The sequence below is a fragment of the Rheinheimera baltica genome, assembly GCF_030731985.1.
GTDB classification, from domain to species: Bacteria; Pseudomonadota; Gammaproteobacteria; order Enterobacterales; family Alteromonadaceae; genus Alishewanella; species Alishewanella baltica.
Genome location: NZ_JAPJDY010000003.1, coordinates 87,049 through 113,809 on the forward strand (window position 1 = coordinate 87,049; position 26,761 = coordinate 113,809).

21 protein-coding genes are annotated in these 26,761 nt (G+C 47.4%); 11 read left to right on the plus strand and 10 right to left on the minus strand.

All coding sequences use genetic code 11. From position 1 onward, the window contains the following. Window positions 1-25: 25 nt before the first annotated feature. Complete coding sequence (locus ORJ00_RS05925) at window positions 26-2,113, plus strand: BRCT domain-containing protein (protein ID WP_306139284.1); 2,088 nt, start codon at window positions 26-28, stop codon at window positions 2,111-2,113. Between the two features lie 133 nt (window positions 2,114-2,246). On the opposite strand, the gene ORJ00_RS05930 is transcribed toward ORJ00_RS05925, so the two are convergent. Then, window positions 2,247-3,449, minus strand: a complete 1,203-nt coding sequence (locus ORJ00_RS05930; protein ID WP_306139285.1) for an IS4 family transposase — start codon at window positions 3,447-3,449, stop codon at window positions 2,247-2,249. Window positions 3,450-3,581: 132 nt separating this feature from the next. Between ORJ00_RS05930 and ORJ00_RS05935 the strand changes: the two genes are divergently transcribed. After that, window positions 3,582-3,815, plus strand: coding sequence for an MAPEG family protein (locus ORJ00_RS05935; protein ID WP_306139286.1), 234 nt, complete (start codon window positions 3,582-3,584; stop codon window positions 3,813-3,815). 35 nt (window positions 3,816-3,850) lie between these two features. Here the strand turns inward: ORJ00_RS05935 and ORJ00_RS05940 are convergent, their stop codons facing one another. Next, the gene (locus ORJ00_RS05940) at window positions 3,851-5,680 is read right to left on the minus strand and encodes an alpha-amylase C-terminal beta-sheet domain-containing protein (protein ID WP_306139288.1); all 1,830 of its coding nucleotides are present in this window, start codon (window positions 5,678-5,680) and stop codon (window positions 3,851-3,853) included. 444 nt (window positions 5,681-6,124) lie between these two features. Here ORJ00_RS05940 and ORJ00_RS05945 point away from each other — a divergent pair, with 444 nt between their 5' ends. From ORJ00_RS05945 to ORJ00_RS05960, 4 genes are all read left to right on the plus strand, one after another. Further along, the gene (locus tag ORJ00_RS05945) at window positions 6,125-6,862 is read left to right on the plus strand and encodes a BRCT domain-containing protein (RefSeq protein ID WP_306139289.1); all 738 of its coding nucleotides are present in this window, start codon (window positions 6,125-6,127) and stop codon (window positions 6,860-6,862) included. Window positions 6,863-6,864: 2 nt separating this feature from the next. Further along, window positions 6,865-7,953 (plus strand): hypothetical protein, encoded by a 1,089-nt coding sequence (locus tag ORJ00_RS05950; protein WP_306139290.1) that lies wholly within the window; start codon window positions 6,865-6,867, stop codon window positions 7,951-7,953. Window positions 7,954-8,093: 140 nt separating this feature from the next. Continuing rightward, window positions 8,094-9,743: an ankyrin repeat domain-containing protein gene (locus ORJ00_RS05955; protein WP_306139291.1), complete on the plus strand. Its 1,650-nt coding sequence runs from the start codon at window positions 8,094-8,096 to the stop codon at window positions 9,741-9,743. A 210-nt stretch (window positions 9,744-9,953) separates the two neighbouring features. Then, entirely contained in the window at window positions 9,954-11,861 is a 1,908-nt protein-coding gene (locus ORJ00_RS05960; protein WP_306139293.1) for a methyl-accepting chemotaxis protein, read from the plus strand. A 4-nt stretch (window positions 11,862-11,865) separates the two neighbouring features. Here ORJ00_RS05960 and greB read toward each other — a convergent pair whose 3' ends face one another. Further along, a complete protein-coding gene (gene greB / locus ORJ00_RS05965; protein ID WP_027672511.1) occupies window positions 11,866-12,348 on the minus strand; it encodes a transcription elongation factor GreB in 483 nt (160 codons plus the stop codon). A gap of 254 nt (window positions 12,349-12,602) precedes the next feature. Between greB and ORJ00_RS05970 the strand changes: the two genes are divergently transcribed. The 3 genes from ORJ00_RS05970 (at window position 12,603) to envZ (ending at window position 14,933) form a co-directional block, all read left to right on the plus strand. Next, window positions 12,603-12,809: a hypothetical protein gene (locus ORJ00_RS05970; RefSeq protein WP_027672510.1), complete on the plus strand. Its 207-nt coding sequence runs from the start codon at window positions 12,603-12,605 to the stop codon at window positions 12,807-12,809. Window positions 12,810-12,902: 93 nt separating this feature from the next. Further along, complete coding sequence (gene ompR, locus ORJ00_RS05975) at window positions 12,903-13,628, plus strand: osmolarity response regulator transcription factor OmpR (RefSeq protein ID WP_027672509.1); 726 nt, start codon at window positions 12,903-12,905, stop codon at window positions 13,626-13,628. Next, window positions 13,629-14,933 (plus strand): two-component system sensor histidine kinase EnvZ, encoded by a 1,305-nt coding sequence (gene envZ, locus ORJ00_RS05980; protein WP_306126465.1) that lies wholly within the window; start codon window positions 13,629-13,631, stop codon window positions 14,931-14,933. It begins immediately after the preceding gene. A gap of 195 nt (window positions 14,934-15,128) precedes the next feature. On the opposite strand, the gene ORJ00_RS05985 is transcribed toward envZ, so the two are convergent. The 7 genes from ORJ00_RS05985 to ORJ00_RS06015 all read right to left on the minus strand — a co-directional run bounded on the left by ORJ00_RS05985 (window position 15,129) and on the right by ORJ00_RS06015 (window position 24,734). After that, complete coding sequence (locus ORJ00_RS05985) at window positions 15,129-19,094, minus strand: S8 family serine peptidase (protein ID WP_306139294.1); 3,966 nt, start codon at window positions 19,092-19,094, stop codon at window positions 15,129-15,131. A 210-nt stretch (window positions 19,095-19,304) separates the two neighbouring features. Continuing rightward, entirely contained in the window at window positions 19,305-20,159 is an 855-nt protein-coding gene (locus ORJ00_RS05990; RefSeq protein ID WP_306139295.1) for a hypothetical protein, read from the minus strand. A 3-nt stretch (window positions 20,160-20,162) separates the two neighbouring features. Then, entirely contained in the window at window positions 20,163-20,999 is an 837-nt protein-coding gene (locus ORJ00_RS05995; protein ID WP_306139296.1) for a DUF6999 family protein, read from the minus strand. Continuing rightward, window positions 20,992-21,675 carry an iron-containing redox enzyme family protein gene (locus tag ORJ00_RS06000; RefSeq protein ID WP_306139297.1) on the minus strand — a complete coding sequence of 228 codons (684 nt, stop codon included), beginning with the start codon at window positions 21,673-21,675 and terminating at the stop codon, window positions 20,992-20,994. Before ORJ00_RS06000 ends, ORJ00_RS05995 begins: the two co-directional genes overlap by 8 nt. Further along, a complete protein-coding gene (locus tag ORJ00_RS06005) occupies window positions 21,676-22,782 on the minus strand; it encodes a beta-ketoacyl-ACP synthase III (protein ID WP_306139298.1) in 1,107 nt (368 codons plus the stop codon). Then, window positions 22,779-23,351: a diguanylate cyclase gene (locus ORJ00_RS06010; RefSeq protein WP_305976511.1), complete on the minus strand. Its 573-nt coding sequence runs from the start codon at window positions 23,349-23,351 to the stop codon at window positions 22,779-22,781. Before ORJ00_RS06010 ends, ORJ00_RS06005 begins: the two co-directional genes overlap by 4 nt. Before the next feature lie 45 nt (window positions 23,352-23,396). After that, window positions 23,397-24,734, minus strand: a complete 1,338-nt coding sequence (locus ORJ00_RS06015; RefSeq protein WP_306139299.1) for an APC family permease — start codon at window positions 24,732-24,734, stop codon at window positions 23,397-23,399. A gap of 273 nt (window positions 24,735-25,007) precedes the next feature. Between ORJ00_RS06015 and ORJ00_RS06020 the strand changes: the two genes are divergently transcribed. Next, window positions 25,008-25,847, plus strand: a complete 840-nt coding sequence (locus tag ORJ00_RS06020) for a BON domain-containing protein (protein WP_306139300.1) — start codon at window positions 25,008-25,010, stop codon at window positions 25,845-25,847. A gap of 118 nt (window positions 25,848-25,965) precedes the next feature. Continuing rightward, window positions 25,966-26,688: a GGDEF domain-containing protein gene (locus ORJ00_RS06025; protein ID WP_051219864.1), complete on the plus strand. Its 723-nt coding sequence runs from the start codon at window positions 25,966-25,968 to the stop codon at window positions 26,686-26,688. Window positions 26,689-26,761 lie beyond the last annotated feature (73 nt).

Consider the following 26,761-nt stretch of genomic DNA (forward strand, 5'->3'; position numbering starts at 1 on the left):
GCTGATCCACTCACGAGTGTTGACGATGACGAACTTATATCAAGCTTCTGATTACTGGCTTACTAAAGACAAAGCCTGGTTAGCTGAACGAAAAGCCAAATGGCAGCGTTTATCAGGGCGGCTAAAAGCTATAGGATTCAAAGGTACAGATATTCGTATCTATGAAAGGTATTTTCTTAAAGGCCACATCAGTGTCAATGACCGGCGTGACATTGGTCTTGGTGTTATGCCTGAAATAAAGCTGATTCTGCAGCTAGCCTGGCACCCAAGTGATGACGAAGCTGTATGGTGGCAGGTAGCAGAAGAAAACAGCAAAAACTATGATGCATTTAGTTATGGCTACGACCTCATTCAGAACTATGGGTATACCTTTATTCATAAAGAAGAGTACCGGCCTGAGTACGACAATGCGATTTTCAGCGGGAGGGAAGCTAAGCTCTATCAGTTTTTCTTTGTCAACGACAGATGGCGTGCTCTCTTGACAAATTTGGATGGAAAAGCAGGCCAAATTGAATTCGGTTATCGTGACCTTTTCAGGGCGTTCGTTGGCTTGTTTAATACGATTAAGATTAGGAATCTGGAGAGCCAATTTATTTTGTATCAATCTTTTCCTATGCAAATTGTATCGCCAAATTCACCAGCATTTACCTCTGAGCTATTTTTAACATACCGATCTCTAGACGCATGGTGGTGGGGGCGATTTGTCGAAGACATAACCGTGTTAGCGGAGTTCTATGTAAATCGACTAAGTATTGTGGCAGCGCAAAGAGAGGTTGTTGAACAGTGGGCAACACAGATAGCGAGATCGGCCCCGGAATGGCAAGCTTTTTGGCAACAATGTTTGCAAGATGCGCAGGCTAATTATCACCAGCCAGCCGTGGCTGCTGTTTCGAAACAGCCTGAGCCGGAACAGCCTGAGCCGACAAGTTCACCCGATGCGTTTGCTGCCGAGCCCTGGCCTGACGAACTAGTAGCGCTGAAGCAACACCTGGAGCAGCAGGGTTATCCGGTGACCACCACTGAAGCTGACGCCAATGCCATATTGCAGCAGCATTTTGCCAATCACTGTGTGTACTTTGGTAGCTTTATTGAAAGCATGCAGTTAGAGACAGAAGATTACGACAAACCTTACCCGGCCTTTACTGCGCCATTACAAGCGCTGTGTGATATTAAAGGCGACGCCAAACTCAGTTATACCCGCCGTGGCGAGCGCATCACCATTAAGGTTAATGGTGAGCGTCTTGGCGTGGCGGATTTAGAAGAGCCCAGCGAGGATGAAGACACCAGCGCCTACTTTGCCGCAATAATCCGTCTGGCCCAGCAGTGGTTTCCAGGGCAGGTATTTGCCTATGGTTATGAATCACTGCATTTATACATATTGCCGACAGAGTTAGTGAGCTGGTTGGAGGCTAATGGGTTTGAGAATTCACTGAACTACTTTGGTGACGCAGCAACGGCAGAGCAACCTTTAGCCGGCTTGGCACTGGTATTTACCGGTGTGTTTAGCGCAGGCAGCAGAGAAGAGATGGAAGATGAAGCCGAACAACTGGGTGCCAACGTACAAAAAGCCGTAAACAGCAAAACCAAATATCTGGTGTGCGGTAGCAAGGTAGGTGCCAGCAAACTAGCTAAAGCCGAAGCGTTGGGGGTGCAGGTGCTTACCGAAGCGGAGTATCAGGCGATGATTAGTCAAGGCGATTCTGACCCCGATTATCTGTGTAACGCGCAAATAAGGTCGTGGCAAGCCGTTGCAAAAAAACTTGAAGACATAGATTTGCAGCTGTTCGAATTAGTGTGCAACGGACTTGACTTAAGCTATCAACAGGGGCTTTTTGCCTCCAAGGGATTTGGCGTCTTTATTTTGTCCGTGACTAAGAATTTTATTTCTCGCCGAGGATGGATTAGCGTTGGTTTTTCCCCGTTAGGTAGAGAGCTACGACTGAGCTATGCGGTTGTGGCTCAGAATGGCAGATCGATTCAAGATGAGCTGACCCACACAGTAACATTGAGCACCAGGTGGCAAGTAAATCAGGATGAATTGGATGAGTTATTGCTGCTACTTTGCCAAATGATCTGCGATAAACTCAAATGGGCTAAAAAAGATGTTCGATAGGGTTGCGAAAGCAGATGAAAATAAACGGGGTCAGATCAAAATTAAACTTTCAATAAACGGGGTCAGATCAAAATTAAACTTTCGAAATTTCAGTTATTTAATTTTGATCTGACCCTGAGGGATCCCCACGAATTTAGCCCCCGCATTCAATGTTGTAACTCGTTGTATCTAGCAAGTGTTTGCAGTGGCGCAAGGTACTGCGCCACTGTGTTGTTGTAAACATTACCTGCTTTGCCACCGCTCTTAACCCCAAGGTATGAAACGATAAGACACGTTTATCCCGATAGCTGTTTGCCTGGAACCGGCGTTGCTGATTGGCTACGGTCAGCCCAACACCCAGTAATATCAGCACTAATGAAGCTAAATTGCTCAGCAGCAGTAACAAGCTTATTCGGTGTATTTTTGTACTACCGTTTTTCTCGAATCCCAGGCCAAACTGCGTGCTTTTCATATCTCTGAAGCTCTCTTCTATCTGCATACGTTGGCGGTAAATTGATACGACCTGTTTGCTATGATGGCTGCTTTGCGGCAAGTTAGAAGCAAGTAGCCATGGTTCTGTGTTTCCTCGGGCATGTGTTTTGGAGGTTTTTGACCGTTTCATACTGCCATCTGCATTACGCACATGGCGACCTTTGCTTTTTTGCTTGTATAACGTCAACAAGCAGGCAAACGGGTTGTATTGTGCAATCTGTGCCGGATATTGTTTCGGTTTGAGCGTTGCTTTGGCAAATAACCGGCCAATACACTGCCAGTTTGCACCATTATCAGTGGTATAAAAATTCGGCTTACGTACCCGGCCGACAAAGTACCAACCTAATGCTTCAATTTGTCTGAACCAGGGCGCTTTAAAGCCAGCATCAGTGACAATCACCGGCTTACATTTTGCTGGCAGTAGCTGAGACAACGTCTGTAAAAACAGCTTATGAACAGCGGGTTTTTCTTTTGTACTCAGTGGATGAACCTCCTGGTACAGGGTGATAGGCCGACCATCGAATGTCAGCACTGCTCGCAGTAAAAAGTGTCTGCCTGCTTCATCTAAATCAGACCAATCTATGCTTATCGTTGGGTGTTTAGCAGTACAGAAGAAGCGACATACGGCTCCGTAAATTAACGTTTGCTCAAGCAATAAATGTGTATTGGACAGCAGCCTGTCAGCCCGCTTAATGTTATGTTTTTCATAGGCATTAGAGTGAATACCCCGGCCAATGCTGGTGACGGTAGCGGCACTGCCGTTTGCCAGGCTTTGCACGCAATCAATCACTGCTTTTTGTCTGGTTGCATGCATTTTGGGTGTGACAAATGAAACGATATTGGTCAAGATAGTACGAACATTCATGGCTGTTTGGTCTCAGTGATGTTTGGCGATTGATCTGATCACCGAACGCCATGAATGTTCCTTCTGAGTTCATCTTTTTGTTTTAGCTAATAATTTTGTGGGGATACCTCAGGATCTGACCCCAATTATTTTGTGCCTTTAGCTTTGCTGTTGATGTTTCTGACGGAATACAGCGGCTTGGCGCCACTATACCTGCATATTCTGGGTATTGCGTTGCTGCTGGGACGCCTGAGCCATGCCTGGGGCGTACAGCAGTTGAAAGAGCCGCTAAAGTTTCGGGTATTTGGCATGGTACTGACATTTTGCGTGTTGCTGTTGTCGGCCCTTGCCATACTGTTGCTGTATGTTAGCAAAACTCTGCTGTAATACAGCCCGTGCAATACACGGGCTGCTAACACGGGTTAAAAGTTACTGATGGTCACCGGCTGTGCCTCGCCGCGGCGGAACACATTGAGTTTGCCGCATTGGGCAAAATGGTTACCACTGGCATAAGGCGCACCGGGCTGGCTAATATCAGCCTCCCAACCCGGGCCATTACTGATAAAGGTTTTCAGCTCAAACCAGCCATTGGCGCTGCGACTGCAGTCCATCTGAACATCCAGCATCCAATAGTGCTCGCCATACTGATTTAACGGCTCTTCACCATAGCCATCCAGCGCCACAGTGCGCTTGGCCCCCCAACTGGCTGGCCACAGTTTAGTAGTCCAGTCGGCTGCCGTGCCCAAGGCCGCGCTACTCTGGCCGCTTTCGCTGCCATACCAGTCCAGATATTGCTCGTTTTGCTTCCAGGGCGCGGTAGTAGGGTTACGCAGGTTGTTGTGCCGGATCGGCAGTGCACACTGGTAGTTGCTGGCGGTGCAGCTAAGGCCCAGATTCGCCGCAGCATAATTGTGATCGATACCGCCGCGGATAAACATATCCTGGCCGGCAGCGGTCACGCCATACACAAACACCACCGTTCTTTGCCAATCAGCCTGGTCTGGCGTCGATTTTTTCCACAGCGCATAGCCGTCGTCGCTCAGTGCTAAAGTCCAGCCTGCACCAGGTTGCCAGTCGCCAGGGCCAATTTTTACCGCTAACCGGCCATCGACAATAGCGGCATAACGGCTGGCATCTGCCACCTGTACCGCGACACTGGCGTCAGAGCGGATGTTAAGCTCGCGGCGCAGCGCTATTAATGCCTGAATGGGCTGATACAGGTTCCAATCGTACACGTGGGCCCAATAAACTGACGGTATGCCCGGGTGGCTTAAGATATAAGCATAACCTTCCATTACTTTGTTGCAGGCTACCGGCCAATGACTCTGGCCATTGCCGCACATTTCAGATGGCCCGGTGTCGTGATTGTCGACAAAGGTCACCATTTTTTGCGGCCACCAGCCAATACCGCCCGCCGGTTGATAATTATTGCTAAGCCGCCAATATTGATTGGCATTGAGTGCCTGATTTAACAAACCTTTAGTCGTAAAATCGAACACGCCGCAATCACCGTCAGCGCCGTTAATAAAATCGACCAATTGCTGGCGGTGGCCATCAACATTGTCGTAATTCAGATCAGTCCAGACTTCACCGACACAAAAATCAGCCCCGGTAGCGCGCGCGTACAAGCCAGCGTAGTAGGCGCTATAGCCTTTAGAGTAGTCAAACCGAATACCACTAAAACCGGCAGGTTTAAGCACATTATTGATCCAGCTGATAATATCGGCCTGCACTGTAGCATTGCTATGGTCCAGATCGCGGGCGGCATGATAGCCATCACCGCTGTCCCAGTTGCCGCTGCCCTGGCCCCATTCATCGTCGCGCGTGACCGCCCAGGGGCCCCAACTCGGGTTAGTAAAATCTGCCCAGTTAGTGCTGCCAACCCGGTGGTTAACCACGATATCCGCTACCGACTTTACCCCTTGTTGTGCTAACGCGGCGGTGGCTGCCTGTAATTGCGCGGCACTGCCGTAGGCAGAATTAAGATTATTCAGCTGCCTGGGCAAATAGCCCTGGGGCGCAGCGGCATCTGACACCGGCGGAAACCAAACATGGCTGACGCCCAGTTGCTTAATGCTAGACGCATTGGCCTGCATGCTGTTGTACCAGTCAGTTTGATGCGAGTGCCAGTGAAAGCCCTGTAACATCACCGCATCGCTGCTGTGTTGCTGCTCACTGCTGTGTGCCCCCGACGCACAGCAAAGCGCCAGTGCTGCCAATGCATAGCGGCAGCCTGAGTTAACTCGTAGCATAGTTCTCTACCTTGTTATTTTCGGTTGATAATAAGCCGCGCCCGACAGCAGACTTGCATCACTCCCCCGAGCAGCAAAACTACAGGCAAAAAAATACGGCAGAGCAAGTTATTGTCGCAATAGCAGCAGAGTGCAAAATGAATACGTATGCAAAACGAAAATGAGTTATTAATGCAGTGTTACAGGAACAAGACGGCGAAGCTAGTTGGCCTGAGATAAAAAAGCCCGTGCGTTGCACGGGCTGTAGATCTATTGTAAGCGTTACAGCAACCACACCGCCCCGGTGTGATTGCCACGGAGATCAGAATGGCAACAGCTTCGCCAGCTTGTCTGGCGTATCAGCGGTCGGTAGCTCTTTAAATAGTGATAAACGGGGTCAGATCAAAGTTAAACTTTCGAAATTTCAGTTGTTTAATTTTAATCTGACCCCAATTATCGGACGAAATGCGCCCGCTAAAGCGCTACCTGGAGCAACAGGGCTATGCTGTTACAACTACGGAGCCCTCGGTTTATGCCATTATGGAGCAAGTGTTTGCCGACCGCAGCATCATCTTTGGTGGTTTTTTGGATGACCTTTATCTGGAAGACGAGGATTACGAGCGGCCTTACCCGGCATTTACCAAACCTCTTAAGATGATATGCACGCTAAAAGGCGATGCCAAACTGAGCTATGCCCGCCATGGTGAGCGGGTGAGTATTAAGGTCAATGATGAACGCATCGGAGTGGTAGATCTGGATTATCCGGAAGGGCCAGAGACAGCGGCTTACTTTACCGCTGTGGTGCGCTTGGCACAGGTTTGGTTTGCAGAGCAGGTGTTTTTATATGGCGACGAGATGACACAGCTGTGCATATTACCAAAAGAGCTGGTGGTATGGCTGGAAGCGAATGGCTTTGAGAATCTGGCACACAGGCTGGTTGCTGATACCCAGCGCAGTGCCGACTACCCCTTACGCGGTTTAGTGTTGGTGTTTACCGGTACGTTCGGTGATATGAAGCGTCATAGCGTGGAGTTTGAAGCTGAAGTGCTGGGTGCGCGGGTGCAACAAGTGCTAACGCGTTTAACCGATTATCTGATATGCGGCAACAAACCAGGTGCCAGCAAACTGGCTAAAGCTGAAGAATTGGGGGTGACGGTCATCGACACCGATGGGTATCAGGCATTGGTTAGCCAAGCGGAGTAACGGTGCTTGCAATCCCGCCATTTGAATGGATGGGTGCCCCCAATTATGTGGTTACCCGTAATGCGCTGTTGGCTGGTTTTGCAGAAGAAATTATTAATGAGTTTTTTGATACAGAATTAGACGAAGTAAACCTGGAGACCGGATACATGTGCAGTCAGCAGTTAACCTATCACGAGCGGATGCTCAGTTGCGTTGATAAAAGCGCCTGGAAACTGGACGACAAAGCGTGGGTGAAAGCACGCAAAGCGCAGTGGGCTGACCTTAGTAAAAAGTTAAAAGCCAGTGATGAAAACAGACATAGTTTACTGACCCCTAAAACCATTAGTTTTTGGAAGCATTACTTTTTAAATTGTGAACTGCCTTCCACAGAGGCGTTACTAACGTTTAAAAACTTGGATATTAATCCGCTTTTTATTCTGTGGTTCCATCCAGACCAAAGTGAAGCTAATTTACGCCAGTTAATGTCTCAGTTAACTGAAGCATTTACAAATCGCGGGGGAGATGTAAGGGAAGATACTGCAAACTATTGCTTGTCTCTGTTTTCTAGATGTTTTGACGGGTTCTGTCAACGAAACGCGCTACTAGGTGATGACGGCGTGTTTGGTGGGAAAGAGCGACTGTACCTGCGCTTGATTATTGGCAACAATACTGAAGGTTTAATTCCAACAAAGTGGTTAGTGACACTCGACGCCTATTTTTTTGACTGGTTTAGAATGTTTTTACTTAATCCGAGCGCTGCACCTGATTACCCACATATAGAATTAATAGATTATTATTTGGCAACTGCAGAGCATTTTGAAATGACTCAAATTGATTGGAAATTCTGGAGGCAGCGCTTAGCCCTTCAGCTTGTTTACTATTTTGACGAAATAAAAGATCAGTTGCAGCAAGAGCCGGAATGGCAGAGAAATGCTCAGGAAGCTGTAAACAAGATTAGATCAGCTTTTGAACATCGGCAATTGGTTGAGATTTTACATTGTGAATGGAAATTTGTGACGGAGGAGCTGAGAACACAGATTATTTCAGATGAGCTGATTAGATTGGCCAGTTACTACCCGGTATATGAGCGTGCAATGAAGTCAATAGCCTAAGATAAACGGAATCACCCATAAGACTCTCGGAGTCAATAGAGTAACCAAAGCGAATAAGTTAATTTTGTTCTGAGCCTGAGGCATCTTTTCGTTAATTGTACTTTTTCGAATTAATTAAATAAAAATATGGATTTTGATTTATGGCTGAAATTAACGCCCGATATGTAATTCAATTCAGTGATGACGCAGTAGCAGATTGCTTTTTACAGCTGATTGATTTAGCAGAGAAAGATGGTTTTGCGGCAATGTCTTTTTGTGAAGACCATTTTCCAGATTGTAATTTTCTGCAGGGAGAAAACTACTCTATAGCGGTAAGTAACAGCAATGGTTTGCTTATCCAGGGCGACATTTCATCCGGAACATTGAGTTTTGATGATTATCTGTTTAATAAATTCTTGTCACAGCCGTGTATTGAAAACGCCGTTGTTGAGTATTTTTTTGATCAAACTGGCGACAAAGAAACATTTTCTGTTCATAAAACTAAGCCTGTTTCATCAGGTCAGGTTTACAAATATCTTGCGGCAGCTGACAGCGCTATCGGGCTTGGGCTTGCAGTGGCCAAAGGTAACGCACGTGCTGTGGAAAAATTGCTCAGCGAGGGGGCCGACGCCAATGTTTGTTTTAATGGCGCTCCTTTGATATGCATCGCGGCAGATGCGGCAAATACTAAGGTGTTGCGCTCATTGCTGGAGCATGGTGCCGCGCCTGATGCAATTGATCTGTCGACTGAGCTATACATTGATAAAACTAAACGGTCCGCACTTCATTATGCTTGCCTGTCCGAGAACCCGGACGCGGTGCAATTACTGTTAAAACACGGTGCGGCCCCGGATGTTCCAGATGCCATGGGTAATACGCCATTGTTCGCCGCAATTTTCCTGGTACAAAACAAATTGATAGCCGAGTTACTGCTTGAGGCTGGTGCGAACATAAATGCGCAAAATCACGACGGTTTAACACCTCTTATGCTATTAGCCGAGATGTTAGTTGATGAAGATGAAACCCAGGACTACATAGACTGGCTGCTTAAGCAAGATGTTAATTTTAATCTTGAATGCCATCGCGGAGGAAACCTACGATGGTACGCGGGGGCAAACAATATGTTTGCTGCATCGCTGGATGCTTTGGATTTTACTGCGCTTAAGGCACCGAATGACGCATACTGCCAGGATACACCTGCCAACCTTATCACTGCTTTGGTACATGGTGATAGCGCAGCGTTTCGCGCGCTTTATGCGGCGGCAGAGGGGTTGTCTAAGCAAGATTTAGAGAATTGTGCCTATTACTGCGCGTTATATAACCGTTTAGATGAGCTGAAAATATTGGTAGCTGATAATGTAGACACCAATACGAGTAATAGAAATAGAAACCCCCTTTTAGTCGCTAAAGACTGCAAAAACACAGATATAGTAACGTTTTTAACACAAGTCCATGCACAGAGTATCGCGCAAGAACAGAGTGAAATTACAGATGTAAAAACACTCTACTTAGCTTTTGTTCAGCAAATTCTCGAGTTTACAAAAAGTGATGGCGTTAAAAACGTGTCGTCACTTATTGCCTTAATGACAGACGAATACAAACAGCAATTTGCTGAAAGCGAAGATGACTTTATTCATCGATTTCAGTTTTACGGCTGGGGCTACACAAGAGAATGCCAGGTTGAGAGGTTTGAGCATGATGGGCCGAACAAAGTGACAGTCGTGCGGGAAAATCTAATTAATGGCTGGCCACACGTCGAGTTTAAGCGAGTCGGCAAAGGCTGGAAAATTTCTGATATAAAAAATAATTGAAACAAGGGCAGTGGCAATTAAACATGCGCCAAGTTGCCCCCTTTATATTTCAGTGTTCAGTAATACGGCTCTAACTGTTGCGCAGTAAGCATGAACAATCAGGACCCCGACGAATTTAGCCCCTGCATCAGGGTTGTAGAAAACGTTTTAGCCATGAAGATATTTTCAGTATGATGGCATGGTTAACTTAGCTGTATGGGTGTACATGTAATGGGTAATTTCAAAAATTTAACGGTAAAGCAGCAGTTTGTATTGGCCTTGGTTGGTCTTATATTGCTTAGCTCAGCCCTTACGGGAGTGCTGGCGTATAACCAGTCCAGGCAGCTTGTAGTGACACGAATGCTGCAGCATGAAATGCCCTCAGTTGTGCGCCAGGTAAGCTTGACGCTGGAAGGCCAAATAAATCAGATGACGGCGGCAACGCAGCAACTGGCTGAGAACCCCTACATATTGCGCTGGGCAGAGGCGGGTTTCCCGGCTGATGAAGAAGCCTTACTGTTAACGCAAATTCGTAATGTTAAGCAGCAACTTCAGCTTGATGCAGCCTCCTGGGCCGACAGGCAAAGCGCCCGCTATTGGAATCAGGATGGTTTTTTACGCACCTTAAATCATGAACAAGACGGTTGGTTTTATGCGTTTCGAGATTCTAACCAGCCCACTAATGTAAGTTTGTTTACGGAACCGAACGGTATTACCCGCATGTTCGTAAACTATCAACAAGTGAATGGTCGGGGTTTGTCGGGTATTGCGTTGTCACTGCGGCAATTGGTAACGTTTTTACGTAATGTGCGTATTGCTGAAACCGGCTTGGTTTATATTGCTGATAGCGCAGGTAATGTCATTATTCACCCAGATGCGAAGCAAATTGGTGGCCAAACCATACTGCAGCGCTATGGTGCTGACGTGGCGGGTAAGCTTATCAATAGCAAATCTTTGGTTACCGAAACCACAGAGCAGCAATTATTGGTGAGTGTGCCGGTGCAAGGTACCAGCTGGTCGGTGGTAGCCCAGGTGCCGTTACCTGAAGTGCTGGCGCCGGTAGAAACGCTGCGCAATACCTTATTGTTAGCTGGCCTTGCTGCTGTTGTGATTGCTGGCGTACTGGCCTGGATTTTGGCCAGTTCACTTACCCGTCGTTTGCACTCTGTTGCCGAAACACTGGTGAGCATTGGCGACGGCGAAGGTGATTTACGTCAGCGTTTACCGGCGGATGGTGCGTTGGAAATGCGCCAGATAGGCAGCGGTTTTAATAATTTTGTTGATAAAATCCATCGGTTAGTTACGCAATTACATAACCAAAGCGAAGAGCTGCAAAGCTCAGCATCAAAGGTAGACACCAGCGCAGCCAAAAATAGTGATTTAGCCTCTGAGCAACGAGACCGTCTAAGCGGCATCGCTACGGCAATTGAACAGTTGTCTAATACCATTGGCGCGGTTGCGGCTAATGCGTTGCGTGCAGCGGATACGGCAGATCACACCAACCAAAACGCCAGCCGTGGGCTTGAGGTAATTGGCACTACCAGCGACAGCCTGCAAAAGCTTACTTTGCAAGTCGACAATATTGCTGCAGCAGTTGGCGCTTTAGCGGCTAACTCAGACAAAATTGGCTCTATTCTTAGTGTTATACGGGCTATTTCAGAGCAAACCAATTTGTTGGCACTTAATGCCGCTATTGAAGCTGCGCGCGCAGGAGAGCAAGGCCGGGGGTTTGCGGTGGTAGCTGACGAAGTACGCCAGCTTGCACAGCGTGCGGCAAGTGCTACCGACGAAATTCAACAAATGATTGATCAACTGCAGTCTGAGTCGCAAAGTGCAGTAATTATTGCGCAGGACGGCAAACAAAAAGCCAGTGACAGTGCAAAATCTATGCAGCTTGCTACGGCTGAACTGCAGCACATTGTCGATGGTATTAAGCAGTTAGATCAGTTAAACCGTGAGGTGGCAACCGCAACTGACGAGCAGGCCTCGGTGGTACAGCACCTTGGCGAAAGTGTGCATAGTGTGGCGCACCTTGTAGATGACAGCGCTGAGTCAGCCGCGTCACTGGCCGGGTTTAGCGTGCGTTTGCGTCAACTTTCTACTGAGCTTAATGGGCTGATTGACAGGTTCGTGGTGTAACCGGCTAAACGGTAGTATTTTGATAACTAATGCTATTGATAAACCACAATTTTTGCCCGGTCGGTGTTGGCACCAGTGCGTCGTCATCCACAGCTTTTTTCAGCAACGCCCGCGCCATAGGTGAGTCGATAGAAATGTAATCTTTGCGGCGGTAAATTTCATCCGGCCCGACGATACGAAACGTTAATTGCTCGCCTTGCTCGTTTTCAATCTCGACCCAGGCGCCAAAAAACACCCTGCCGTCTTGTTGTGGTGAATACTCAACAACTCTTACGGCTTCGATTCGCTTTCGCAAAAAGCGTATTCTTGAATCTATTTGCCGCAGCAAGCGCTTGTTTTCTTTGTAGTCGGCGTTCTCGCTGCGGTCACCCAAACTGGCGGCCCAGGCTACTTTGGCGGTGACGTCAGGGCGCTGTTCGCGCCATAAATAATTCAGCTCTTGTTGCAGAGCTTCCAGGCCCTCGGGTGTGATCAAATTGGTGCGCATTCGTCGCTTAAATACCAGAAATTCTTACGTTGGATGGTAGCAGTTTTTTACCTTTAGCCGCTATCTCAGTGCCATAAATTTGACGATAGAATTTTTTATAAGGTTGGCTTTCATTAATAAACCTATAATAAACAATGGCATAAAATTATTTAAATAATATTTCATCGCTGTCATTTAGGTGTCACAAAAATATGCTAGCCAGCTGCGGCGCCCTTGGCTATAGTTGGATTACGACGTAATAAGAGGCGAAGCGCATGAAAACCAAAGTAATAAGCGTATTAATGGCAGTAGCAGTAATGACGTTAGCAGGCTGTTCTACAGCACCGGCAAACTATACCTATGTTGTTGACACTGATTTAGCCGAACAGGCAAATAGTTTAACCCGTACCCAGGCGCATACCGGCCATGTGGTATGGTTGAACCCACCGATGAAGCGCGTACCGGTTAACGAACAAAAATAACCAGACAAACTTTGTAACACAAAGAACTGCCAAGGTTTTTCGCCGCGGCAGTTTTTTCGTTTATAGTGAAGCAAATATTGTGGAGACTTCACTATGGCCAGTTCAGAAACCCCTAAAATTCTTGTTGTTGACGACGATATGCGTCTGCGTGCGTTACTCGATCGTTATTTAGTAGAGCAAGGTTACATTGTACGTAGCGTGGCCAACTATGAGCAGATGCAGCGCTTAATGGAGCGGGAAAACTTTCATTTAGTGGTGCTGGACTTAATGTTGCCGGGTGAAGATGGTTTATCAATTTGTCGCCGCCTGCGCCAGCAGGAAAACGAAATTCCTATTATTATGCTTACCGCCAAAGGCGACGAGGTAGACCGCATTATTGGTCTGGAGATGGGCGCAGACGACTACCTGCCTAAGCCGTTTAATCCGCGTGAGTTATTGGCGCGCATTCGCGCCGTAATGCGGCGTAAAAGCAAAGAGTTACCTGGCGCACCTAGCCAGGCAGAAGGCGTGGTGGAATTTGGTCCGTTTAAATTTAACCTGGCCACCCGAGAAATGCGCAAAGGTGACGAGTTATTGCCACTAACCAGTGGCGAATATGCGGTGTTAAAAGTATTAGTCAGCCACCCGCGTGAGCCGTTGTCCCGCGACAAGCTAATGAACCAGGCGCGCGGCCGGGATTATTCTGCCATGGAACGCAGCATTGACGTGCAGGTGTCGCGTTTGCGCCGCATGCTGGAGGATGACGCTGCAAACCCCCGTTATATTCAAACAGTATGGGGGCTGGGTTATGTGTTTGTGCCGGATGGTAGCGTAACCTAGATGCGTTTATTACCACGTAGTGCTTTTGGCCAGACGGTTTTTTTAATTGGCTTTTTGCTGTTGATTAATCAGTTGGTATCGTACCTGTCGGTGGCATTTTATGTTATCAAGCCGACAACACAGCAAATAAACCACCTGATCGCCAAACAAATAAAAGTGGTGTTTATTGATGTTGGCCACGCACAGCCGGTGCTGTCTACAGAGCTAACAAGTCGCTTTCAACAGGCGACAGGTATTGAGGTGTATACCGAGCAGCAAGCCATGCAGCAAGGTTTGGCTGAAGCCAGTTATTACGGTTATTTTTCTGATCTTATGTCGCGTGAATTGGGCGGTACGGCCGAGGTGCGGGTAGCACAGGGCGAGACGTATGCATTTTGGGTGCGCCCTCCGCAAGCACCGCATTATTGGGTTAAAGTGCCACTTACCGGACTGGATGAAACAGACTTTTCTCCCCTAACGTTTTATTTATTAATGATTGGTGTGTTAAGTGTGGGCGGCGGTTGGTTGTTTGCCCGTCAGTTAAACCGGCCGTTAAAAAGTTTGCAGCAAGCGGCATTGCAGGTGGGGCGAGGTGAATTCCCACCACCGCTTGCTGAAAACAAAGGCTCCACAGAAGTGATTGCTGTAACCAAAGCCTTTAATTACATGGCACGAGGCATTCGTCAGTTAGAGCAAGACCGGGCACTATTAATGGCCGGTGTTTCCCATGACCTGCGCACACCCCTTACGCGTATCCGCTTAGCCTCCGAGATGATGGACGAGCCAGACAACTGGATCCGCGATGGTATTGTTAATGACATCGATGACATGAACGCCATTATTGACCAATTCATTGATTATCTACGCCACCATAAAGAAGAATCTGGTCAAAAAGAAAACCTCAACACATTGGTCATGGAATTGGTGCAAGCCGAGCATTTGCAACAACGTAATATTGTCACGCAGTTGGCCAGCGACATACCTGAATTAACGTTAAGACGGATCGCTATCAAGCGCTTATTGAATAATCTTTTAGAAAATGCGCTGCGTTATAGTGACGGTGATATTGAAATTTCTACCGGTTTTGAACGCAATCGCAAACGGATATATTTACAAATACGTGACCATGGCCCCGGTATTCCGGAAGAGCAAATGAAAGCCATGTTTGAACCGTTTACCCAGGGCGATGTGGCTCGCGGCAGTGGTGGTTCTGGTTTAGGCCTGGCAATTATTAAAAAGATTGTCGATATGCACCATGGTGACATTACCCTACACAACCATGCTTACGGTGGTTTGGTGGTAACGGTGTATTTACCCTATAAATAATCCTACCTTTAGTATTAACCAAAATAGTTAAATATTGTGCGGTAACTAACTTACATTGTGACTTGCTTATGTGAATAACTGCCTTTAATTAAACCTGAGTTTTTAAAAGATAGACCTAACGTGTAGCGACGTGTCCAGTTAACTAAAGCGCAAAAAAAAGCCTCCATTAAGGAGGCTTTTTGCTAAGCAATAAGCTTAAGCTTTACGAAGTTTACGACGTAATCTTAAACCAGCTAATGGGACTAACAACAGGCTTAACCAGCCTAATGCACCACCGCTGCTGCTTTCTTTCTTATTCGTCACAGTCGCTGATACGCTAACCGCAGAGGTTGATACCGTACCGTCGCTTGCAACAACCGAGAACGTAACTGTTGAGTCGCTACTTACTTCAGGAGCTGTAAATGTAACGCTGTTAGACGTTGAACTTACGCTTACAGATGGACCTGCTGTTTGCGTCCAGGTGTACGTTAGCGTATCGCCGTCAATATCAGCACCGGTAACGCTCAGCGTAACACTCTTACCTTCTTCAACCGACTGTGATGCGCCTGCTGTTAAGGTTGGTGCATCATTCATTGGCGTTACCACTACGTTTACTACCGTAGGTGCTAACTCAGTGCCGCTTTCATCTTCAGCAGTGTACGTGAAGCTGTCAGTACCATTGAAGTTAGCGTTAGGCGTGTAAACTAACATGCCAGCGTCATCTACTGCTACTGCACCATTCATTGGCTCAGATACAATGCTTACGCCTGAGATCATGCCATCTGCAGCTACATTGATTTTGTTAACAGCGTGCAGTGATTCGCCGCCGCTCATCACTTTAATGTTGATTACTTTGCTTGCGTTATCAGCATCATTTGCCAATACATCAATAGCGTCAGATACGGCGTCTTCAGCAACAGTTATTGTGTCAGCAACACCTAAATCAAGCATGCCGTCAGTTTCTAACTGGTAACCTAGTTGCAGTGAACCACCAACGATGTTGTTTAGTTGCACTGCTGTGCCCGCAGCTGGAGCCGTACCGGTTCCGTTATAGAAGCGTGAAGTACCCGCACTACCTGTTGCATCTTCAGCACCAACGGTTACGTTCGCTGGTACAGAATCTACACGTAAGTAATCAAAGAACACATCTTGTTCTGTGCCACCTAGTTTGACCCATGTTTGGAAGGTAAAGCGACCAGCCGCAGCATTGTCCCACAGCTCAACATCATTCCATTCAAATACCACATAGTCAGACACTAAACCAATATGTAATGTACCTGCACCGCTAGCACCGCCAGCTAAGTCAAAATCTGACCACATTGACGCTAACACATTGTTTGGTGCAACAGACGACGGCAATTGTTGGTTGGCAAAAGAGCCCGTTGTATCACCACCACCAGCTATAACAATGCCGTTGTCACTTACAGTGATAAGGTTATAAACGGTGCCGTTGTATACATAACCACCTAAACCGGCTAAGTTGAATGTTGCTGAGAACTCGTCACATTCACCTGGGCAAGCGTATGCGGTAACACCTAAATCTTTAATCGAGGTATTAAAGCCAGCGAAGCTCTGTGTGGTAAAGCGTCCAACATTCAGGTTACCTGTCCAGGCAACACGGTTTTCAGAGGCATCAAGTAAGAACTCAGCACCGTTTGACACCGCAGACATTTCTGAATCAGCAACAATCTTAGTACCTTGTGGTGCAGAGATTTCAACGCTGATTTGATCTTCGAAAGTTTTGTTGCTGAAAAACGCAGCTACATCAAGCGCTTTAGCTGGGCTAAGTGTGCCAGAACCCGCTGTTGCGATAGATGCTGCATCAGGAGTTTCTGATACATATAACGCAATTGGCATGGTCGCTGTTGGCACTGAGCTGTCGTTTGATGCAAAGTTAATGCGGCCAAACTGCCAGGTACCGTAAGTTGAAGAGGACGTATCTACCGCTAACATGAATTCAGCAGAGTCTGTGTCAGAACCCATTGCACCTAACGTAAAGGTATCATTGCTTAATTCTGCTTGAATGGCCGGGTCATCAAACTCTACAGTCGCTGTCCAAGTAGCATCAGAATCAGCCATGTTACGCAGGGTGCGCGTTACATCACAGCTGGCTATACAAGGGTCTTGTGCCCAAGATGGTTTGTCAAAGCTTAACGCTGCAGCGGTAGCACGTGTCAGGTCTAAACGGCCTGCACCCAAATCAAATGGTGTTGCTGGCGCTGAACCATCTTCTTTTTTTAAGCCGTCGTAAACAGACGAAGAGGTTAATGCGGTTTTAATTTCAACAGCAGTCCAGTCTGGATGCAGTTGTTTCATAATGGCCGCGGCACCCGCTACGTGCGGAGAAGCCATTGATGTACCGCTTTTCAAGCCGTACGCGCTGCCTTCAGCATTTTCATCAGGTGAAGTCGCTGACAAAATTGAGCTGCCAGGCGCTGCGATATCCGGCTTTAAGCTGCCAGAGTCACCGTTAGGACCACGAGATGAGAAATCACTCATCAGGTTAGCAAATTCAGCATCAACTACGCGCTTGGTATTGCTTTCAATAACAACAGAAACAGCTGCTTCACCATCGAACATCGCTTCAATGTTCTCGCCGCTGGCTTTAGAAATCATTACTGCTGGTAACGTGGTGTCTGGTGCGGCCATAGTAATCGGCTCGCCCGCTGCGCTGTTGTAAACCACCACGCCCACTGCACCGGCATTCATTGCGTTATCTATTTTGTTGCTAAATGCACAGGCACCACGAGAAATTAATGCTACCGCATCCTTAAACGTTTCTGCCGGGAATGCTACACAGCCTAATGCATTTTCTGGGTCGGCCATAGCTGCAGACATGAGTGGCCCTGTAATATCGCCTTCCAAACCTACAAAGCCCGAACCACTGCTGGCTACCGCTAGGATATCGTCGCCACCATTAATTTGGATTGTGTTGGCAAAGAAACGACCGTGCGTGGTACTTGCTACTGATAAACCGCTTTCAATACATGACGGGCAACCAATAGTTTGCGCACCTGGGCCATCATTACCGGCTGCTGTAACAACAACTACGCCAGCATCTTCTGCTGCTTTAAAGGCAACTTGATATGGACTGGTTGCTGGATCTGCACCGGCGCCACCGCCCCATGAGTTGTTGATAACATCTGCGCCGTCTTTTACCGCCCAGTCAAGTGCTTCAAGCAACATTACGTTTGAACCACTACCGCGGTTGGCTGGTGTTTGGAACAGCGCTTTATACGCCATAATATAAGCACCTGGCGCGACACCAGAAATAGTTACTTCAGAAAAACCGTCTTCTACCGGATTGCCATCAGCATCTTTAGGTACAATTTCAGTTTGACCATTAAACTTAATGGTAACCGGGTTACCTGCAGCCGTACCCGCAACGTGTGTACCATGGCCGCCTAAACCTAGCGGGCTCATGTATTCGTCAGGGTGAGTTACAAATGTTGGCGTGCTGTAACGTGCTAAAACTAACTTATCATTACAGAATGCTTGATCAAATTCGCTACAGTAATCTGTGTCAGGTAAGCCATCTGGCTTAGTAAAGTTTTCACCTGAAAACATGGGGTTTTCCGGACGAATACCGCCATCGATGATCGCAACTTTGACACCTTTACCGGCGTTCATGCTGCCACCTAAGCTTTCCCATACTTGTTGTGCTTTAACAATGTTTAATGAGGCATCCATCGACTCATAGTACATTTCTTCTTTGTATACTGCAGTTACGCCTTTCATCGCACGCAGCGTATCGTAGATGTCTTTGTCAGAAGCAACGACCACGGCATTCATTACGGTGTCATAATGACGATCGACTTTTGCGTTGGGTAATGCCGATTTTAATGTAGACGCAAATGCAGATCTTTCAGCTTGTAATAAGGATGCTTGTGACTTGACGGCTGATGAGGTCATGTCAAGCTTGTTGCCAAGCTTCGCTTTGCTCGCAACATCTGCGCTAGCCACGGCACTTAACGGTGACTGTTCTAATTTAACGATATAGTAATTTGGGAATGACTGTTTTAACTGAGAGCCTTTAATAACTTTATCGTTTTGCGTTGTTTTAACGATCTCAGGGCTGTAAGGCTTTACGTCGGTAAAGTCAATGGCGGACACGTGGCCCGAGATAGCAGCAGCAACGGAGACTGCAACTATGGATTTCAAATAGTTATTATGTGTTTTCAATGGTTATTCCTCTGGTTCCAGCAAAAATTATCTTTTTTATTTCCGATCATTAAATTACAAATGTAAAAAAGCAGATGGACTCTCGAGCATATCTCCATTAAAAAACAATTTAAAGCGATTTTTTAAGCTAAATTTCTTAATAAACAGGGCGATTTGTAAACTAAAGTTGCACATTAGATTGCTCTTTGATGTAAAAACGCAATTTAGCCTTTAGATTAAAGCCGAGAGCTTTTTTGTTAAGTGCTGTAATAAGCGTTGTTCTTGCCAATATTGATTGTGCGACAGCGGGTTCCAACTGGCCGCCAGCCATCCGAAAAAGCCGCCGCTGGCGTTCACTTCAATATCGTCAACTAATTCAGCATAGCCTGGTGATAAGTCAGCCAAGGGCCAACCCAGCACATCATCCTTATCGAAGTAGTTGTGCCAGACAAATTCATTATTGGGTTTGTTAAACGGAATAATTTGCTCCATGGCGTGAGCGGCAACAAAAATAGGAATATTACACCCCGTGGTGAAAAGCGCTGTTAGACGGTCACCACGTAAGAAGGCTATATCAACTGCTGACAATGGTGTATCACCACTGATGCCTGCTTGATAACGGGTTATGTCCTGCCATATGCCTGCTGCAGGCTTAATGCCTTTCTTGGCTTGTTGTGCATCCCACAAATAACATGACAGCACATGACATCCCAAGGAGTGCGCTAATATCACCAGCTTGCCATCCTGGCTGAGTTGTTGTTTTGCCAGGTAGAGTGCGCGGGCAATTTTTAGCTGGCTGTAATGGTAAAGGCTGTGTGGCTGCTCTTTACGATGTTCCAGCGCTGCGGCATCAGCAAAGCCAAACAACATAAAGCGGCGCAATTTGCTCCAGCGTAGCCTTGAGCCAAGTGCCTGCCAAACCCGTTTTTCGTTGTATTCTAATAAGTCTTGGTAATAAACGGTGTTGCAATATAGCTGTTGCGCTTGCTGAGAAAGGCTTTGCTGCAGTCGCTGAAATAGTTCATCGGCATAATCAGGCTGGGTTTCTCCCATACCGTGTAACGTGACAAGGGCCACCGTTTTCATTGGCTATTGCTCCTGGCGTTGGCGACGTTGCTCCAAATAGGCATACAGGTGCTCGGTAAAAAAACCATGCATTAAGAACCGTTGTCCCAAATTCCAGGGCCCAACCAAATAATGCGGGTATTTGTTGTATGCCATTTCTGTCAGGGTGTTGTCGCCAATCAGATCCGCTATACGTTTGGCTATGGACTGATCCAAGTTAAAACCATTGATGGCATCGCGGTATTCTTCGCGGGTTAGTAACAGGCAGAATAAACACATAAAGAGTGCATGAGCGCTTTCAAAATCAAGCCACTGTGTGCGTTTCTCTGTTAACTGAAACGACGACATATCAATAGGTTGCCATTGTTGCCAGTTTAGCTCAGTGGGCTTTAGCGGCTGTTCGGGATGGTGCCAACTGCCCAGCTCAGCAAACAAACGAAACAGCTCTTGATCATGGTCTACGAAGCTGGCGTGCTGCATATCGGCAATGCTTTTAGGGTATAAATTTACAAGGTTAGCTGGGCTGCCAGGGCTGTTGGCAGCTAAAAAGTTAAGGATATTAGACTCTGTCGCGTAGTGTCGCAAAATTAACAGGTTAGCTTCACGGCTGACAAAGTGGCTGCAAAACCAGCAAATCAGCTTTTGCAGATGTTTGTGAGCGCTAAACTGCGGTAACGGTAAGCGTTTAAAAAACCAAATAATATGTAACAGCATGGCGAAGATAAATTGCAGTAACGGACGCACGCCCCAGCGCAGTGGATTTTGTAAATCTTTCAACCAAAGATCCAGTGCCGCTTGCTCGATGGGCAATGAATTATCATTAGCAATGGCGTTTAAATACGCGCTGGTTTTTTTACTCATTTTCACTTTCTTCCAGTTGCAAACAATACAGCCGGGCGGTAACACGAGCGGTTCGCTCTATATCGTTCAATTGCTGTGGGCTTTGGCACAAGCGGTCTATTAGCTGATACAGCTTTTGCATATGGCCGTCGTCGTTGTTGCCGTGGTAGCGCATAAAACGGGTGTAACTGCCGTCACCGCCGGTAGTGTGATCAATTTGTGCTGCCCAGCTATTGGCCATTTTTTGCCCCAGGCCTTCAATAATCCACATGGCACCGACAAGATCTACCGGGTTGGGTTGGCTAGCGCGATACATTAAAAAGCCATGCAAGGCTTCGGTGCCAATATTGCGTGGCGCGGTTTGTATTGTTGTTAATTGCCCACCTGCTGCAACATAATCTTGCTCCAGCATTTCATAATCGCGATGCTCTTCCCGGGCATGGCCAATGATAACAGAGCGTACATCGCTAAAACTGCGATCGAAGCTGGACGCGCAACGACTGATCCAACGCGAGCCTTCGATAACCTGTTGGCGCCAGTTGAGTAATAGCTGGCAGTAGTCCGCTTTACTAAACTGGCCGCGGTCCAAGCGCTGGATGAGTGGCACCCGGCCTAGTTGGCGTTCAAATTCAAACCAAACCCGCATTAATGATTGTAAGCATTGTTGGGCTTGCGGGGTTAAAACGTGTTCTGTCATTCAAGCCTCCACGACAGTCAGTTGCATATAGGCATTATTAAAGCGGCCACTTTCTGGCACCATACATAATATGGTGTCACCGGTACGGTATGTCTGCGTGCGGCGAAATTCGTCTAGCATAATAAAAATGGAGGCGCAGCCCGTGTTGCCGCGGCTGTATAAATTGCTGTACCACTTGTCTTCAGGGATACCTACGCCAGCGCGCTGCATCATGTCGAATATTTTGTCGCGAAAGTAATGTGACGAATAGTGACACAGTACATGATTAACCTTGTCTGGTTGCACTTTGCCCTCGGCAATCAAGCGTAAATAACCATCTACGCCAAGCTTAACGATATTCTCTAATAGCCTGACATCCTGGCGAATAAGCAAAGCACCGGCGGCCTCTGCCTCAGCGTAGGTGGGATAGTCTTGCCAGCTGCGCTGATCTTGCCCCGAGGTTGGATAACCAACACTCATGCACACCGGGTAGGCATCGGCATGGGAAAAACTGCGGATCCAGTCGATACGAAAACATTGGCCACGCGGCGTTTGCTCTAATAGCAGCGCGCCCGCGCCGTCTGACAACATCCAGCGCAAAAATTCGGCGTTAAAGTCAACTTCAGCCCCGGCCGCCTCGTAGCGACTGGCTTTAAATAAACGTGATGTCAGCTCGCTGGCCACAACAAGAGCATTGGTCTGCTCACCGGCTTTTAAATTGGTGTAAGCGGCTTTTAGCGCCATCATGCTGCTGGAACAAATGCCATGGCTGCTATGCAGCTCAATATCACTAAGCCCAAGCTCGGCTTGTACCATAGAGCCAAAGCCCGGCAGCACTAAGTCGCCTTGACTGGTCGCGACGCTTAACATCCTGATGTGGCGTTTCCCCAGAAAGCTTTGTTGCAAACAATGCTCGGCAGCTTGTGCGGCCATGGCACTGTTAGATATAAAAGTGGTGTGATTCGCATCCATAGCGTAATGGCGGGTTTTGATACCATTGGATTGCAAGATGCGTCTTTTTAGCCTGCTGGGCTTACCATGCACACAGCCTAATACCGTTTCAATTTGGGTGTTATCTATCGGCGGGCCGGGTAAAAAGTGGCCGCTACTGGTAATAAATACGCTCAAGCTGCTTCTCCTTTACGCTGTAAAGCCACTCGCAAACAGCGCAGATTTTCTTCCATATACGGCAAGACACAAACAATCGCCATAAAGCCCAGATAGTAGGGCAGATAGCCGTCACCGCCATGAGCATAAGGCATTGGAGTAAAGGAAAATTGTCCCTGCCAGTCCAACGTTATCAGCTTGATAAAAATGGGCCAGTTAATCACCACAATAAGCAACAACATATACAGTGGTAATGTAGCCAGATAATTGTGTGCATGCATTTCCCATACACTGATGTGGCGCTTTGGCGCGGCATAGTGCACGTCGTAATGTGCCACGGCTTCGTGTGCCAGCCAGGCTGCAATGCAAATAAGCAAAATAAGGACATTAACCTGAAACAGTAAGCACAGCAGTATCGGCAACGCCATTTGCAGGCCCATCAAAGAATGCACGAGAGATTCTTTTAAGCCAGAAGTATGTTCAATGCGGGTTGCCCGATGGCAGCACCAGTCAACAAAACCGGCAATACCCCACAACGGTAAAAAGACGTACAACATTAACTGGATTAATAGCTGGCTGGTTTGCAACACCTTACTCCTTCTGGTGCAGTGACAGCGCAATACTATAACCTAAGGTTAACTTTTTGTAGATGATATTTTGCGGTTTTGCCACCTGGCCAGCCAGTAAAGCACTGTGCCCAGTAGAACAAACAATGCTGAAACGATGGCCGATGCTAAGCTGATTTGCAGCGCTAGCCAGCCACAGGCAGCAATGCCCAGCAGCGGGATAACATAGCCACCGGCTAAGACAAAACTGGTCGATGTGGCCATTTTGGGTCTCAGTATAGGCACTGCTGCACAGGTTAGGCTGTAGAGTAGTACTCGGGTTAATACCGTGGCAGCCGCCAGCCATAAAAAAGAACCATACAACGTAAGCAGCAGTGCCAGTGCACCAAAAAAGGCAATCGAATTTGCCGGCGTTAAAAAGCGCGCATTTACCTGACCAAACCAGGCGGGCAGGCTACCGTCCTCTGCCAGTGCGAAACTGGCACGTGGCGTGGAGAAAATAGCGCCCAATAAGTTCGCTGCAACAGAGGCGACTACACCCAGCATTAATACTAGCGCGCCGACACTGCCAAACAAGGTGTTGGCAACGTCCAGCAGCGGTGTGCTGGAGCTGGCGATAGCTGGCACGGCGGCTACGCTAACCAGTTGAATGCCTATATAGAGTAAAGTAACCATGGCAAGCCCCAGAATTAACGCGCGGGGAATATCGCGGGCGGGGTTTGTTGCTTCACCGGCCGGTACCACCACAGATTCAAAGCCAACAAAGGCATAAATCAGTAACAAGGTTGCTGCACCAAAATTATAAGTATGTTCACCACTAAACACACTGCCGATATGCATACTGGGCAATACCATAGTGCCAAGTGAGATAACGCCGGCGACGACAAGCATAACCAGCACCAGAAACTTAATAAGCGTTAAACCGGCCAGCGAGCGCATGGTACGCACGGAACCAACGATATTAAGCAGTGTAAGGCTGGTGACAATAAGGCTAAGTAACAGCCAACGGTTAATGCCTGTGGTGGCGTCAGGCCAAAAGTAGCCAATACTGTCTACTAACAGCACGGTGTTAGCGGCAAACGATACCAAACGGGCAATGTAATACAACCAACCGGCCTGAAAACCAATAAAAGGTCCAAACGCCGCCGTACCATAGCGTACCGGGCCACCACTACCCCGAAAATAACTGGCTACTTCCGCCATGCTAAGCAGTATCGGCAGGATTAACAGAGCGCAAAAAAGGTAAATTAGCGGGCTAAATTCGCCAGCGAGTTTAGCTGCGCCGCCGGGTAAGCCAAAAATACCTGCGCCTATTAATCCATTTACCACCAGCAACCACAGGCTCCATACCCCCAAATTACGCGGCAGGCTGGCTTGGCTAGTATGGGCTTTGGAGGTGTCAGGCATGGCAAGTCTCTCAGGCGGTAACGAATGCAATAGTGGGCACTATAAAATGAATCATCACGTTATGCACCTTTAAGCGCGCTGGCGTACCGATGGCGTTATTGCATTTGTTTATAGTCCATTACCTGCCAGCGCATTTTTGTGCTGACTGAGCTGTGAATGAGGTTTCTATGAGTAACCACAAAGATCAATACAACGGCGAAAAGGCCAACCGAAGGCTGCTGGTGCGGCATTAACGCACTGGGGCAATGATTACTGTCTTGGAAGGATTATAGAATGAACAAGTTAAATTCAAATTGGATGTTGGCAACGGCAGTCGCGTTGGCACTTAGCGGTAACGTTATGGCAGATGACAGCATGTCAGCTAAAGAACCAGGAGCGACTCTTGTGAACGCACGTCAGGAAGCACAAATTTGGACAACCTATGCGCTAAGCCCCTATTTGCGAGCCACAGACATTAGTGTTTCTGTGCGGGATGGCAAAGCCACACTTAGCGGCAACGTTGAAGAAGATGTGCATAAAGAGCTGGCAGGAGCCATTGCAGCCGGTGTTAACGGCGTAAAAGATGTCGACAACAAGATTAAAGTGGATGCCGATTACAAAAAGCCTGATCGTGGCGATAGCCGGGGCTATGGCGATGTCGTGGATGATGCCACCATTTCCACCGTAGTAAAGTCGAAGCTACTGTGGAGTAAGCATACAGAGGGTATGGAGACCGAAGTTAAAACCACAGACGGTAAGGTAGTGTTAAGCGGCACGGTTGCTAACATCCAAGCCAAACAGCAAGCAGAGAAACTGGCGAAAAATACTGATGGTGTGCGTTCGGTAGATAACAAATTAGTTGTGAGCAATAAAAAAGCCAGCCACAAAGGTGATGACAAAGATGATGCGGACGAGAGCACTTTGATTGCCGACAGCTGGATCACCACCAAAGTAAAATCCATGTTTATGTATTCCAGCAGTGTAGCCAGCTCAGACATTTCGGTTAATACCGACAAGGGTATCGTAACCCTAAATGGCACTGTCGATAGCGGCGTAGAGCAAGCACTGGCAATTGAACTGGCGCAGAATATTCGTGGTGTTAAAAGTGTTAAATCCAGCCAGCTTGTTTTTTAAGCGTTTTTTTCCATTAATGTGCGGTAACGCACATTAATGCTTAATGGTTCGCGTTATTTTTGGTTACAACAATTTAACTTGATGTTTGTGGCTTAACAGTAAAATGCCAGAGGATATTATGAATGAACCTCAGTATACCAACCTGCATGCGCTGCGCCATGTAACATTGCAGCTGAATTATGAAGCGTTAAGTGCAGAGATGATTCGCATGCGCTGCGAAGTATTACTGCAACATAATATTTGGTATCAGCAACAACAGCAGTTGCAACAGGATAAAGCGTTGTTAGCTGTGGCATTGCTTCAGGCTGGGGCGATGAATGCGTGTACGCAGACAAAATTGCAACAGCTGGCTCACGACAGCCAATGCGATGTGTTAACCCAAACACTTAACCGCGGCATTATGTTGGATCGCATTACACATGCCATCAGCGTAGCCAAGCGACAGCACAGCCAGTTCGCTTTGTTATTTATTGATTTAGATAAATTTAAACCCATCAATGATCAGTATGGCCATGATGCAGGCGATAGCGTGCTGCAGCAGGTGAGTAGCCGTTTAACCGATGCCATTCGTGATAGCGATGCGGTGAGTCGCCATGGTGGCGACGAGTTTTTACTGCTGCTAAATGATATTAAAAATAGCCAGGACGTCAGGCTTTTTACCGACAAGTTAGTCAAGGCGCTGGCGCAGCCCTATGTGCTGGCGCACGGCAATGTTACGGTGCTGGCCAGTATTGGTGTGGCGTTATTCCCTGAACATGCAGACACGGCAAAAACACTGATCAGCTATGCAGACGCGGCAATGTACCGAGCGAAACAACAAGGTGGTGGCTGCGCCTGTTAAAGTTCAAAACTCAGCTGATATTGCAATGCGCGCTAGAGCACCGACAAGGATGTTGGCCTGCTCTACAGTAGCG

Coding starts and splice junctions, on each gene's coding strand:
- ORJ00_RS05925 (WP_306139284.1), top strand. CDS start 26: ATGACGAACTTATATCAAGCTTCTGATTACTGGCTTACTAAAGACAAA.
- ORJ00_RS05930 (WP_306139285.1), bottom strand. CDS start 3,449: ATGAATGTTCGTACTATCTTGACCAATATCGTTTCATTTGTCACACCC.
- ORJ00_RS05940 (WP_306139288.1), bottom strand. CDS start 5,680: ATGCTACGAGTTAACTCAGGCTGCCGCTATGCATTGGCAGCACTGGCG.
- ORJ00_RS05945 (WP_306139289.1), top strand. CDS start 6,125: ATGCGCCCGCTAAAGCGCTACCTGGAGCAACAGGGCTATGCTGTTACA.
- ORJ00_RS05955 (WP_306139291.1), top strand. CDS start 8,094: ATGGCTGAAATTAACGCCCGATATGTAATTCAATTCAGTGATGACGCA.
- ORJ00_RS05960 (WP_306139293.1), top strand. CDS start 9,954: ATGGGTAATTTCAAAAATTTAACGGTAAAGCAGCAGTTTGTATTGGCC.
- greB (WP_027672511.1), bottom strand. CDS start 12,348: ATGCGCACCAATTTGATCACACCCGAGGGCCTGGAAGCTCTGCAACAA.
- ORJ00_RS05970 (WP_027672510.1), top strand. CDS start 12,603: ATGAAAACCAAAGTAATAAGCGTATTAATGGCAGTAGCAGTAATGACG.
- ompR (WP_027672509.1), top strand. CDS start 12,903: ATGGCCAGTTCAGAAACCCCTAAAATTCTTGTTGTTGACGACGATATG.
- envZ (WP_306126465.1), top strand. CDS start 13,629: ATGCGTTTATTACCACGTAGTGCTTTTGGCCAGACGGTTTTTTTAATT.
- ORJ00_RS05990 (WP_306139295.1), bottom strand. CDS start 20,159: ATGAAAACGGTGGCCCTTGTCACGTTACACGGTATGGGAGAAACCCAG.
- ORJ00_RS05995 (WP_306139296.1), bottom strand. CDS start 20,999: ATGAGTAAAAAAACCAGCGCGTATTTAAACGCCATTGCTAATGATAAT.
- ORJ00_RS06000 (WP_306139297.1), bottom strand. CDS start 21,675: ATGACAGAACACGTTTTAACCCCGCAAGCCCAACAATGCTTACAATCA.
- ORJ00_RS06015 (WP_306139299.1), bottom strand. CDS start 24,734: ATGCCTGACACCTCCAAAGCCCATACTAGCCAAGCCAGCCTGCCGCGT.
- ORJ00_RS06020 (WP_306139300.1), top strand. CDS start 25,008: ATGAACAAGTTAAATTCAAATTGGATGTTGGCAACGGCAGTCGCGTTG.
- ORJ00_RS06025 (WP_051219864.1), top strand. CDS start 25,966: ATGAATGAACCTCAGTATACCAACCTGCATGCGCTGCGCCATGTAACA.